Consider the following 12,222-nt stretch of genomic DNA (forward strand, 5'->3'; position numbering starts at 1 on the left):
GGGTCTGCGGGAATGCTTGCGTTAGCGGGTATCAGACGAGGGTGTTAGAACAAGAAATCTGGCATCGAGAAGGCTTCTGGCACGTTGTATCTGATTTCGTTGGCTTCTTTGCGGACGTTGATGTTCGAGCTTTCGAGGAGAATCGGGTTCAGGTGGGGTTTTCCTTCGTGAAGGAAGATTGCATTGGAGACGTTGATTCGAATGTAAGTGGCGCTCTCGCGGGTGAATCCGAGTCGTTGGAGAAGGATGGTTTCCTGTTTCGTTGTGCCGTACTCGACGTATTCGTACCAGTCGTTGTCGAACTGCTCTTTTCCGTGGACCTTCTTGTATTCGTTGGAGAATTTAAGAAAGTAATTCGATAGCTCAAAAAGGATTACTTGCTCAATAGCTTCAAGCGTGTCACTAAAAACAAGGTTTCGGTGTTCTTTCGAATCTAGGTAGCGATTCGGTTGCCGATTGATCCACACAATTCCAGTTTTCCGGTGATGCTCGATTGCACGATTCATGATGGAACGCAAACCGTGTCCCTCCATCCACTGCAACAGGAGGACGGTGTACCAGGACAGCATAGCGAGCTGGTCACTTCCCTTGGTTGTTCTCCCTAACGTCTCGGGATTGTAAATTCGCCATTTGAAGATTGAGGCAAGCCGCTGAAGAAACGCGAGGGTCTCGTCGTAACTGAACTTTCCGTTTGGAGAAAGTTGTGGATACTGGAGTCCAGCTTGGATTGCGTGCGTCAGCGCTTCTGCCTGGTCAACGGAGACATTGATATCGTCATCTTGTTGGCCTTCGCGTCGCGAGAAAGTAGCAATAATGCTGTTGGTAGCCTGTTCGTCAAGATAGTCAGAGAATTCTTCACGCACCAGGCTTTGACGTCCGGTAGTGATGTCGCGCAAGAGCATGAGACCGAATTTGCGTTTCATATCATAACGCTCATAGCTCTCATTCCCTTTGGAGAATTCGATGCGACCTTCCTGTAGATCCTTGACGACACCTTGCTTCATTTTCTTGCTGATAATTTGTGAGTCAGTTTGCACGGATAGCTTCTGTGCAGGAACGTTCGCTTGTAGGAGTTCCTTGGCCTTTTGCTCGGATGCAAGTTGGTTGCCCACGATGATGAATACGTTGCCGTAGAGGTTGAACTCGATACGCCCGACTCGGCCGATCAGGTTCTTGAAGTCGACTGCTGTCATTCCTGCTCTGCCGATTTTGTTGGTTGTGATGACGAGGTTGTCGGCGGGAAGGTTGACTCCTTCGAGGAGCGTGCTGGTGCAGAATAGTGTCGAGATTTTGCCTTCGCGGAACAGGCCTTCGATGCGTTCGCGGATCGCTGGCGGGAGGTAGCCGATGTGGTAGCTGACGCCTCTACGGATGAGACCGCTGAGGTAGTAGTCCTCGTGGACGTCGCGTTCGATGTCTTTTGCGAGAGCGTCCAAGTCTTTATCGTTGAGGTCTGCCAAACCCTGGGCATAGTCACGCGCCGCTTGCACTGCGTGATGTCGGGCAGAATGAAACACGATGGTTTGCCCACGATGATCTGAACCTCGTGATGATTCACTAACAAATCGGGTTACGCCCTGTGCGGTAGCGTCCTGAGCTTGAAGTGAGGCTAGGTGCGTGAATTCTTGGGTGTGGTCGTTGTAGCTGGAAATGGTGTTCTCGTGCAGGTTGACGAGGTATTTGAATTGCGCGACTGGCGAATACTGGGTTGCGACCGCGTTGGTTTCATTTTCGTCAGAGTTTGGATCAACCAGCCTTAGGAATACCTCTGGGTTGGGAATGTTGGGTGAAGCGAAGATGAAGTGTGGTGGTCTGTGGCGGTGTTGAAGGATTGTCACGGTTTGGTAGTAGAACGGGGCGCGGCTGTTCTTGCCTGAGAGTTTGTGTGATTCGTCGAAAAAGACGTACTCGAATTCGATTGCAGGTTTGCCGATCAGAAGGTAAAGCAAGCGTTCTGGGGTGAGCACGAAGATGAAGTTGTGATCGCCTTCGAGCACGATGTCACCAGCGGCACTGACGATTCGATAGTTGTGCCGTTCAAGGTCTTCGCCGAGGTCAGCGATCAGTTTCGAGCGGGTCTCGTTGATCAGCGCTTTTGACGGCACGATGATCGCAAAGTTGGCTGTCACCCCGGATTTGATCTGGTTGGTGATGAAGGTGCGCATGATGAAGGACTTGCCCAGTGACGTTGGGGCCGAGAAGGAAAACTTGCCGTCGTTCAGGCGGTCGTAGATCTTCTTTTGCGGCGCGAAAAACTTCATCGACTTATCACCGGGCACGGTGAGGTATTCGGCTTGGTAGGCGTTGAATGCGGCGTCGAGGATGCCCGCATCGGAAGTCACACCCAACTGCTTCAGGCCTGGGTAGTTACCTAGCGTGGTGAAGATTGCAGGAACGTATGCTTTCGTTCGCGCGTCTTGTGGGTAGAGAATGTGGCACAGGAGCGCGATTTCTTGCGCCCACACCCTGTGTCGGTCACGATTGGTGGGGTGGATTGATTTCGACAGCAGGTCTGCGAATCGCAGGGCGGCTTCAAGATCCACGTCGTATGGGTGACGATCCGCCAGCCCCAATCGATGTAAGCCGTAGTTGTAGAGCAGGTTGGCGTACAGCTGTTTGAGGAATTCGTTGGAGTCGATGTCAGAAAATACGAGCTCGCCGACTGTTAATTTCTTGTCAGACATGGCTACCACCTGGCCCACCCACGAGCCCATCCATAATTGCGTCCGCGTCAACGTCTACTTCGTTGAGAGGCACAACGTAAATGTAGAACGAGTAGTTATCGAGGTTTCGGGTGTTGATCTCGTTGGCGATGATTTGGGCGTGCGCGGCGATATCTCCCTGCATTTTCTGATCGAGCGCAGCCCGATATTGCTGGTTGCCATAGTTCTTCGGATCGAGACCGATGTCGTAGCCCAGGAACATCGAATAAGCGGTATCAAACTCGGGTGCTCCACCCGGCTTCGGGATTAGCAGATCTTTGACGTAGTTTGCTGTTGCTGGGTCGAGGGTCTTGGTGAACACAGTTTGCTCGGCGAGCTGAACCTCGTCTGAGCGATTCTGTTCTATATCTACAACGCGGTCGAATGCTGCAGTGATGGCATCCCCAATGTTGCCGACCACGCTGGAGGTTCCAAACACGATGCTGCTGGTGGTTCGCTGACCGTCTGGTGTGAGTAGGTGGATGGCGTCACAGCGGCTGTGGATCTGGCCTCGGGCCTGGTTGAGCTCGATCTTGCTCATCACTTTGGGTGCTTCGAGGATTTGTTCGAGCAGGACGTAGAGCAAGATTTCACCTAACCCCATGCCGTCTTGTTGTGAACGCATCCGGTTTACCGCGTCGAGAGCAACTTCTTCGAGATCGTCTCGCTGTTTGTAGCCTTCGTATTCGGCGCGGGAGAAGACGTAGCGTCCAACGTTGCGTTTGAGGAACTTGACGAGGGCCGTGTGGTCGAAGCGGTTGTTTTGGATAGACAGATGGAACAGGCGTAACTGTTCGTCGTTTCGAAGACCTAACGTGTTCGAATGGGCCACTTCGGTGAACGTGGACGCGAATGTGTCGCCGCGCAGCGTTGGCGTAATCGTTGCCTGTGCCATCTCGTCTTCTCCCAAGAGGTGTCCTTCCCGCCTACAGCTTTTCGAGGATACGCACGAGCTCCGACAAAGTGATCGCCCCGTCAGGCGGAGTGACGCCATCTTCGAAGACCATGTAGTAGCGGTAGTCATTGCCAGACATGTTCGCCCACGCCCGGCCGAGCCTGATCTTGCGGTTAGAATCGTCGTTCTTCAAATGCTCGCCCTTGGACTCGATAACCACGATGGTGCCGCTAGCGGTCATCACGACGAAATCTGGGTAGTGGTTGAACGGACCGTTGAGGCAAAAGCCCTTGCGTTCAATGATCCGGTGCCACCAGCGAACGTTGTCCATTCCAGAGAAGCGACCAGCGAGTTCGAGCTCAAATCCGTTCATCTTGTCTTCGGCCTCATACAGGGAGCCACCAATGAGGGAGGAGGCATGAATGGGCTGGATCGCTTTCGGAAACGCGTATAACGCTTGAACATCAACGCGGCGGGTCTCGATATCCTCATAGAATCTCTTGACTTTGTGCGCTTCCAAAAGACCATCGATTTTTTGCTTGACCTTGCTTGCTACCGCATGCGGATGCTCTTGAAATGTCAGCAGCTGCTCGGTGCCAAACGCTTCAACCATCCGCACAATGTATGCGCGCAAGTCAGAGTCAGTGATCGAATTGATCGGTTTGATCCGATCGTAGATGGCGATTGCCGTGTTGCGTTTTTGTCCTTCGACGCTCAGTTTCGAGAAGTGTTCGCGCATGAATTTCTGATCGGTACTCGACATCCGGAAGGCTTTAGGAACCTCGGAGTCCTTTCGCACGTCGATCTTGTACATCTGCTCATCGGCCGTCGACAGGTCAATGTCGATGTCTTTCGTCTTTAAGTCAAAGTCACCGGCTAGTGCCTCGTGCTTGAGCTCGTTGTATCCCTCATGAGCGGTCGGGAACAATGCTGATCCGGGTTCTTGGATGACGAATTGGGGAAGGCGAAGGATTTCGATCTCGTCATCAAATTCGTGGTTGACGAAGCTCGTGTCCACAGCATCCTCCAAATCTGAAGGTACGAAGCCCTCACCCATCTGTGCAGCTTCTTCGACCTCCTGCTCATAGTCCGCACCCTGCTGAGCCGCCTGCTCAATCATCGAAGCAACCGTCGGATCCGCCGAAGGCTCTGGTGAACTAGCGGATTCTTCTCGCGCATCCAGATCAGCTGCAACCTGTTCTTCGTCAAACTCCAAGAACTCTTCAACGTCCATACCTTCCCCTGCGACTGGGGACGTTGGGGCAGGTTTGCTTGGCTGGTCCGTGCCAGTGAAGTCGAAAGCTACTTGATCGGCTGCACGGAAGTCACGCTTGGAGAATCCGGCACTGTTGAGCCCCGCAACGATCTGATTGAGCGTGGTCCCGAAATCGTTCGAGGAGGTCAACACGTAACTCATGTTCAACAACGTGTTCGGCTGCTTCCTGGCGTGGGGTTGGCGCAGAACACGGCCAAGGATCTGCTCAACATCGACCTGACTGGTCTTGTTCGCCAACGACGCCAAAATATAGGCGAAGGGGCAATCCCAGCCCTCCTTCAACGCGTTCACGGTGATGATGAACCTGATCGGGCACTCCTTGCTGAGCAGGTCAACGCCTTTAAGCTCGTTTACGTCGGCGGTCTTGATCGCGATCTGCTCTGCAGGAATACCCGCCTTGACGAGCTTGTCACGCAGCCGCTCAAACGAGGTAGCGTCCTCGCTCGTCTTCGGCTGAGCCTGAAACAACACGATTGGGCGAATATAAGCGCCACCACTTTCATACTGCTGTGTAGCAGCGATTTCTAGTGAACGACGCAGGTCGATCGCGTCTGTGACAACATCCTTTTGTGACGCCCGGTTGTATGCGATGACCGGAAGTTTGACCATGCTCTCGTTCTTAAGTGAGAGCGCATCCACATACGAGATCACGTTTGCTTGCCGCTTCGGGGTTGCGGTTAGATCAAGAATGAATGCAGGGTTGAAATTCGTGAGCATCTCCTGGCTCAACGTGCTCGTCGCGTGATGCGACTCATCCACGATAACGACGGGATTCAACTGGTTAATCACCTGGAACAGTGCAGTTTCATCCGCGTTCTCGATCGGCTGCTCCGGGGCACCAAACGCGGTCGCGAACGAGGCGAGATTCCCATTAGCTTGGTATGCCTTGCGTCCGTCCTTTGTTCGTGAGCGGAACGAATCATACGAGAGCACCATCACTGACAGCTGCTCAGCCACGGTCGACGGGCTGAAATTCTGCCCTGCCAGCAGCTCTTCTTTCGAATACACCTCAACTCGGCCACCAAAATCAGCGTTCAACTTCTGCCGATACGGATGGGCCGGATTCTTCAACGCCGCCAAGGTTTGCGTCAAAATCGAATCCGACGGCACCAGCCACACCACAGCCTGTTTCCGCGTCGGCGGCAAAGCCTCAAATATCGGCTTCACCGACGCACAAGCCAAGAACGTCTTCCCACCGCCAGTTGGAACCTTGTAACACACGTGCGGAACACCATCGATCACATTCTGGTAGCCCGGCATCTGCGGGGTGCCAACCTCAATCTGGCGAGACTCCCAAAACATCTTAAAAGCATCGTTCAGCGTAGGCTGCTCGTTGAGCTGGGTGAGGTAATCCTCTAGATCGGCGATCACCCGGTTTTGATACTTCTTCAACTCCATAACCAACACTCCTTAGAGACGGGTGATATCCCGAGGGATCTTCTTGAACGTGATATTCAGAGAGCGCAGCTCCTCATCCGACAACAAACACGTGTCGGCATAAATCACATACGAACTAGCCGCACACTCAGGAGGGATCGAAGCCAGATAGTCACGATCCAAAACCGTTGCCCGATCCGGCTCATATACGAAAAACAACGATGCATCCTCATGCCGTCCTAAGAAATACGGATGGGCACTGGGCGGATTCGAGAACGGCTGCCCCGTCTCGGTGAACCACACATACTCACGAACCCGCTCAAGAGGAACATCAGGATTCAAATCACCCTCAACAAGAAGCGGCGCGCCAAGCTCATAAAAGGAGAAGTCACCTCCCGTACCTCCTGTCCTATTCTTGCCAGAGCCGTACCCCTCGATGGCTCGCTTTACGCGTTCAGCTGTGACTTCGTTTGCGTAGTCTCCAAGTTCGACCAGAATAAACTTTCGGCTTCCATTGTCTGCTTGATTTGTGGCAAGCACTGCATGGGCGGTTGTTCCCGATCCAGCAAAGGAATCCAAGACTATGGAATCTTTGTTTGTTGCCTGTTCGAGGCAAAGCTGAATCAGCTCAATTGGCTTAGGTGTGTCAAAATCACGCCGCCCAAATATCTTTTTGACCTGAAGTGTGCCGGTCTCTGCCGAAAACTCGGAACCCATCCAAACAGATTTAGGCTTGGCGCGTCTCACTCCACCAAGATCTAGATAATCCTTTTGGAAAACGTCGAACTCGTCACGACCGCGAACCTTCTTTACCGTCAACTCGCCGATTCGTTCTCGGGCAGTTTCCCGACCCCAGCGCCATCGCCCGTCGGTTCCATCGGACAAGCGTGGATAAATTTCGATTTCTTCTTTTGACTGCGAGTTACCCAATTTGAGTTCACCAGTTTTGCGGTTATATGAAAACGGGTAGTACATGTTGGGTCGATCTTCGCGTTTTGCCCCTGCGCCGCGTTTCCTGAGACCTAGTTCACGATACCTTCCATGTTCATCTTCATGCCGGTAATCCTTGACGTACTCCTCGGGCAATGGAACGCCACGAGTGATGAAATCGACTCCACGATAGAAGAGGAGATGTTCATGGGCGGTAGCGACATACTTAGCGTCGCTACGACCCTTCCAGTTGTTCACCACGGCTATATCGGCAACAAAGCATGCGAGACCAAAGATCTCGTCGCAGATGAGGCGGAGGTTGGCTGCTTCATTGTCATCGACCGAGATGAAGATGGCTCCGGTTGGTGCGAGCAGGCGTTGGAGCAGGCGAAGCCTTGGATACATCATGCATAGCCATTTGTCATGGCGGGAGAGGTCTTCGCCTTCTTTGCCGACGACTTCGCCAAGCCATTTCTTGATTCGTGGGTCGTTGACGGCGTCGTTGTAGATCCAGCCTTCGTTGCCTGTGTTATAGGGAGGATCGATATAAATGCAGTCAACCTTGCCTTCGTACTTTGGTAGTAGAGCTTTGAGGGCTTCGAGGTTGTCACCATGAATAATCATGTTCTGTGAGCCGTTGTCCCCATCGTGTTGGCCGTGCTCGTCATATGAGTATTGGCGGTCGAGGACGCGGTAGGGAACGTCGAGGTGGTGGGTGATCACCTTGTCTTTGCCGACCCAGTTCAGTTCTGGCATTAGCGTTCCTCCTTAGGCTCGTGAGGGTTGTTGGGATGTGGTTCTTCTGCGGCTTGACCGGTGCGGACCCATTCGTCGATTTCTGAGAGTTTGAACTTCCAGACCCTGCCGACTTTATAGGCAGGGAGATTATGGGTTGTTATCCATTTCGTGATGGTTTCCCGGCGCACCCCGAGGTGAGTTTGCGCTTCTTTCATGGTGACCCAGTTTTCTAATTCAGCTTCGCTCATCGTTCCTGCCTTATCGCTTGAAGATCCGGGTTAATAACTGTGACATCGACATTGAAGGTCGCGCTTTCACGAGGGAAGCAGTTCTCGCCTTCCTGGTTGCGCATTTCCCAGTGGCTTGAGGCTGCTCCTTCGTAGCCTTGCGCCCGAAACGTGCAAGAAATCTTGATGAACCTCGCTGTCGCTGGTGGGCTGTCAGGAATGGCAATCTGTGTGGTGCCGACGGGTCGTAGTCGCGAGTCTGTCGGATTCGTACAGACGAGTGTCCGACTGGTCCAGTCGATGCTGCCAACGTTGCGCAGTGTCCATGTGTGAGTGAACTCGACCCAAAACCCTGGCTTGTGTTTTTGCAGTGCGGGCGGTTCCGTGACGTCGACGCGATCTCCTTGATAGAGCGGCTGCGGCACGGGGTTTATTTCTTCTGGTTCCTGGTCTTCAAGGCGAAGTCGGTAGCAGTGTTCAAGGACATCGCAATGGTTTGGATCGTGGATGATCGCGTCGAACCAATCTGTGAGTGCCCAAATGAATGCTTCTGGTTCGATAGTGAGGGTTGAGGGCAGTCCGGTGTCTTTGCCGACTTCTTGGCAGCGGTCGTCCAATGTGGCCCGTGTGCTTGGGAGGGGCGTCAGGTGGGTAAGAAGGAAATCATGCAACGATTTCTTGCTCACCTGTGTAGGAAATGATTCGTATTGCGGTTCGGAGATCGGTTTCGCTCCGGTAAAGATCTTTCGCGCGTACTCGTCGTCTAACCGCTCTGCACTGCCAGCGTGTTGGAATACGGCTTGGACAAATTTTGCCTGGTTAGTGATGGGACTCTTCCGCTTGTAAACAGCGCGACAAAACTCGGGCAAACCCATGTGCGTCACGCTCCTCTATGCCGAGTCCCAAACTAGTCCCAGAAGTCCCAGTTTTTGCTTCTCTCAACGATCTGAAGTCCCAAAACCACAGCGTTTGATGAGTATGTGAGCAAAACACGAGCCGACGAGACGAACAACTTCTATCTCATTATCGCACGCCGACTCGCGCTAACGCTCATGAACACGCATCAAGTGATGGTGGGTGTCGTAGCAAGAGCGAAGGAGGTGAAGCACATGGGGAGGAACCGTAAGCAGACGTCCGCGAAGGTGGCGTCCAAGGCGTCGAAGATTCTGACCAATGGCCGTTATGGCAAGGACTCGAAGTCTGTTGCCGCTTCGGCGTTGGCGCAGACTAAGCCGCTCAAGCGCGGCAAGTAGCCGTACACAGCCCACTCGGTTTCGACACAGTGCGGGCCGGGTGGGTGGGGACGGTAGCGCTGGTGGCCACCGGTACTGACGTTCTCCAAGCCTGAGCGTGATTGTTCGGGAGCTCATCTGGCGGATGAGCAAGCCCTATGGCGGGTGCAGGCCGTGGGGTTAGACAAACAAATCACTAGTGAGACCTGCTCTGGGAGCGCTCGGCGGGCCACCTCACCCAACCCTTCTTCACTGAGGGGTATGTGGGGTGGCTCGCCTTTGTCGTCTTCCAAGTAGTTCTCACCAGTGATCTGAGCCAAACAGATCAGGTCTCCAAATCACCGGGATTCCCGGAGAAATGGAGATCCTTCGATGAAGGTCACCTTCAGGCACGAAGCAGATAACAACAAGAACGAGTCCATCACTGACACTTTCGACATTGACCCTGGCGAGTTCGCTCTCATGATCGCAACCGACCGCCAGCAACGCGCCGCCGCTACTGGTGTTCCGCTCGACCAGGTTAAGCCCTGCACACCGCAGAAGATTCTGGACGAGTTGTGGAACGCAGAAGAAGCGGCCACGCATAAGGCGGTTCGCGCCGATCGCGGCAAGGGTAAGAAGAAATGTACGTGTGGGGCTGGGTGCGGTCCTCGACGTGGATGCCGCGTCCCGAACAACGCACCGTTTTCGTATGAGCAGATGCTCGAGATCGATCTTGACCCTGCTTCACCGGGTATCAGCGCTGAAGACCAGGTCATTGAACGTGAAGACAACGCCCAGCACGTCCTTGAGCTCAAGGTCATGTGTGGCGTCATCGCTGCTTTGGATCCTCAGCATCGTGAGGTGATGACGCGTCTGCTTGCAACCGACAAGCTCAATCAGGCACAGGTGGCGCGCGATATGGGGTTGACCCGTGCTCGGGTATCGCAGCTGGTGGCAGAGGTAAAACCGCTGATCCGGCAGGCGGTTGAGGAGGCCCGATTTAACACTTTCGGTGGTGTCGGCAGTGGGGTGAAGGGAGAAGCCAACCGGGCTGCTCCCACAAATGAGGAAGAAAGGTAAGCCCGATGGCTCGACATAGTCTCAAGCTTCATATTGCCCGGCATATCCCTGACGACCCCGGAATCGTCGCCACCAAGAATGTGACGCTGCGTGAACGGCTCATGCGCCTACTGCTTGGTACCCCACGCAAAGTCATGATTCTCGTTCCCGGTGACTCGGTCAAGCAGATCGACATCACCGAAAACAGCGACGATGACCTCATGGCCCTGGCTGATGCTCTCAAGGCGGGTGAATCCAAATGATGATGCCGGAAATTAACGCCTTCATTCGTGATGGAAATCAGACGATGCGGTCGCTCGCCGATTTGCTTGCGCGGGCTCAGCAGATCGTTGAGGAGAGCTTCGAAGACCACGCAGGAATGCCTGGTGAACGCCCGGAGCTTGCCTTGCAGATCAAGGAACCCTTCGAAACCATCCCAGCCACGCACGCCCAGCCAGAACTACTTGCGGACGAGCCAGAGGTTGAACCTGAACCGACGGTGACGTTGGAAGAAGTACGTGCTTTTCTTTCCGAGCTCTCAACGCAAGGTCACACGGCAAAGGTTCGTGAGCTGATCGTCGAGGCTGGTGCGGACAAGCTCTCAGCGGTGGATCCGGCGAAGTTCGGCTGGCTGCTGGATCGAGCGAAGGAGATTGCTGATGGCACCGTCTGATCACGCACTCCTCTCAGCTTCTGGTGCTCACCGGTGGCTCAACTGCACCCCCTCCGCCCGCCTCGAATCCGATGAGCCAGAATCCACGTCTGCGGCTGCCGAGCAAGGCACCGCAGCACACGCCCTCGCCGAGCACAAACTCCGCCGCGCTTTGAAGCAGCGCTCGAAGCGGCCAGTCTCGACCTGGATTGATGACGAGATGGAAACCTTGACAGACGACTACGTCGCCTACGTCCAAGAACACATCTCGCTGGCTCGGGAGACCTGTGGGGATCCACAGGTGCTCATCGAGCAGCGCCTGGATTTCAGCCATGTGGTTCCGGGAGGTTTTGGCACCGGGGATTGCGTGATCATCGCCGAACCTACCTTGCAGATTATTGATCTGAAGTACGGGCAAGGTGTGTTGGTTGAGGCTGAGCGTAATCCCCAGTTGATGCTCTACGCTCTCGGAGCCCTTCACACTTTCGGCGACCTGTACGACATCGAGCGCGTAGCGGTGACGATCTACCAGCCACGTCGGGGCAACGTCGACACCTGGGAAATCTCCGTCACTGAACTCGAGCACTGGGCCGAAGCGGAAGTGAAACCGAAGGCTGAGCTGGCAGCAGCTGGCGAGGGTGAGTTTTGTCCGGGCTCGTGGTGTCAGTTCTGCAAGATTGCACCCACGTGTCGGGCGCGAGCTGAAGCCAATCTTGCGCTGGCCAGGTTGGAGTTCGCCCCGCCAGCAGAACTGTCCGACAGCGAGATTGCCGACGTGCTGGCCCGGATTCCGCAGCTCAAAACCTGGGCGGCGGATGTCGAAGCATACGCGCTCTCCCAAGCGGTGAACCAGGGCAAGCGCTGGACTGGTTTCAAGCTCGTCGCCGGCCGGTCGATCCGCAAATACACCTCCGAAACCGATGTCGCTGCAGCGGCTGAGGCGGCTGGCTATAGGGACATCTATGACCGCAAGCTCATCACCCTCACAGCGATGGAACGCCTCATGGGTAAACCCGCCTTCAACGAGATCCTCGGTGATCTCGTGATCAAACCTGCAGGCAAACCCACGTTGGTGCCTGCATCCGATAAACGGCCAGCGCTTGACCTGGTGAGTGCGGCCACCGATTTTCAACCAAACAAGTAACTAGTAGA

The 12,222-nt window shown here is 54.4% G+C and carries 11 protein-coding genes; 5 read left to right on the forward strand and 6 right to left on the reverse strand.

What is annotated here, in order from left to right; all coding sequences use genetic code 11:
* Positions 1-44: 44 nt before the first annotated feature.
* From QP400_RS02880 to QP400_RS02905, 6 genes are read right to left on the reverse strand one after another with little or no spacing between them, the layout of a single operon-like run.
* Positions 45-2,684: a DEAD/DEAH box helicase gene (locus QP400_RS02880; RefSeq protein ID WP_231723461.1), complete on the reverse strand. Its 2,640-nt coding sequence runs from the start codon at positions 2,682-2,684 to the stop codon at positions 45-47.
* Positions 2,677-3,726 (reverse strand): HamA C-terminal domain-containing protein, encoded by a 1,050-nt coding sequence (locus QP400_RS02885; RefSeq protein WP_285462496.1) that lies wholly within the window; start codon positions 3,724-3,726, stop codon positions 2,677-2,679. Before QP400_RS02885 ends, QP400_RS02880 begins: the two co-directional genes overlap by 8 nt.
* Positions 3,629-6,271: a DEAD/DEAH box helicase gene (locus QP400_RS02890; RefSeq protein WP_285462498.1), complete on the reverse strand. Its 2,643-nt coding sequence runs from the start codon at positions 6,269-6,271 to the stop codon at positions 3,629-3,631. Before QP400_RS02890 ends, QP400_RS02885 begins: the two co-directional genes overlap by 98 nt.
* A gap of 12 nt (positions 6,272-6,283) precedes the next feature.
* The gene (locus tag QP400_RS02895; protein ID WP_285462500.1) at positions 6,284-7,936 is read right to left on the reverse strand and encodes a site-specific DNA-methyltransferase; all 1,653 of its coding nucleotides are present in this window, start codon (positions 7,934-7,936) and stop codon (positions 6,284-6,286) included.
* Complete coding sequence (locus QP400_RS02900) at positions 7,936-8,166, reverse strand: helix-turn-helix domain-containing protein (protein WP_058237393.1); 231 nt, start codon at positions 8,164-8,166, stop codon at positions 7,936-7,938. Before QP400_RS02900 ends, QP400_RS02895 begins: the two co-directional genes overlap by 1 nt.
* On the reverse strand, positions 8,163-9,014 hold the full coding sequence (locus QP400_RS02905; RefSeq protein WP_486389516.1) for an NBR1-Ig-like domain-containing protein: 852 nt from the start codon (positions 9,012-9,014) through the stop codon (positions 8,163-8,165). The genes QP400_RS02900 and QP400_RS02905 overlap by 4 nt, the downstream gene beginning before the upstream one ends.
* A 111-nt stretch (positions 9,015-9,125) precedes the next feature.
* Here QP400_RS02905 and QP400_RS02910 point away from each other — a divergent pair, with 111 nt between their 5' ends.
* The 5 genes from QP400_RS02910 to QP400_RS02930 all read left to right on the forward strand — a co-directional run bounded on the left by QP400_RS02910 (position 9,126) and on the right by QP400_RS02930 (position 12,214).
* Positions 9,126-9,398, forward strand: a complete 273-nt coding sequence (locus tag QP400_RS02910) for a hypothetical protein (protein ID WP_274734509.1) — start codon at positions 9,126-9,128, stop codon at positions 9,396-9,398.
* A gap of 351 nt (positions 9,399-9,749) precedes the next feature.
* Positions 9,750-10,439 carry a sigma factor-like helix-turn-helix DNA-binding protein gene (locus QP400_RS02915; protein WP_285462506.1) on the forward strand — a complete coding sequence of 230 codons (690 nt, stop codon included), beginning with the start codon at positions 9,750-9,752 and terminating at the stop codon, positions 10,437-10,439.
* A 5-nt stretch (positions 10,440-10,444) separates the two neighbouring features.
* Complete coding sequence (locus tag QP400_RS02920; RefSeq protein ID WP_058237396.1) at positions 10,445-10,681, forward strand: hypothetical protein; 237 nt, start codon at positions 10,445-10,447, stop codon at positions 10,679-10,681.
* Complete coding sequence (locus QP400_RS02925; RefSeq protein WP_058237397.1) at positions 10,678-11,091, forward strand: hypothetical protein; 414 nt, start codon at positions 10,678-10,680, stop codon at positions 11,089-11,091. The genes QP400_RS02920 and QP400_RS02925 overlap by 4 nt, the downstream gene beginning before the upstream one ends.
* The gene (locus tag QP400_RS02930) at positions 11,078-12,214 is read left to right on the forward strand and encodes a DUF2800 domain-containing protein (protein ID WP_007000765.1); all 1,137 of its coding nucleotides are present in this window, start codon (positions 11,078-11,080) and stop codon (positions 12,212-12,214) included. The genes QP400_RS02925 and QP400_RS02930 overlap by 14 nt, the downstream gene beginning before the upstream one ends.
* Positions 12,215-12,222: the final 8 nt, after the last annotated feature.

The sequence above is a fragment of the Winkia sp. UMB3158 genome, assembly GCF_030217145.1.
Lineage (GTDB): Bacteria > Actinomycetota > Actinomycetes > Actinomycetales > Actinomycetaceae > Winkia > Winkia anitrata.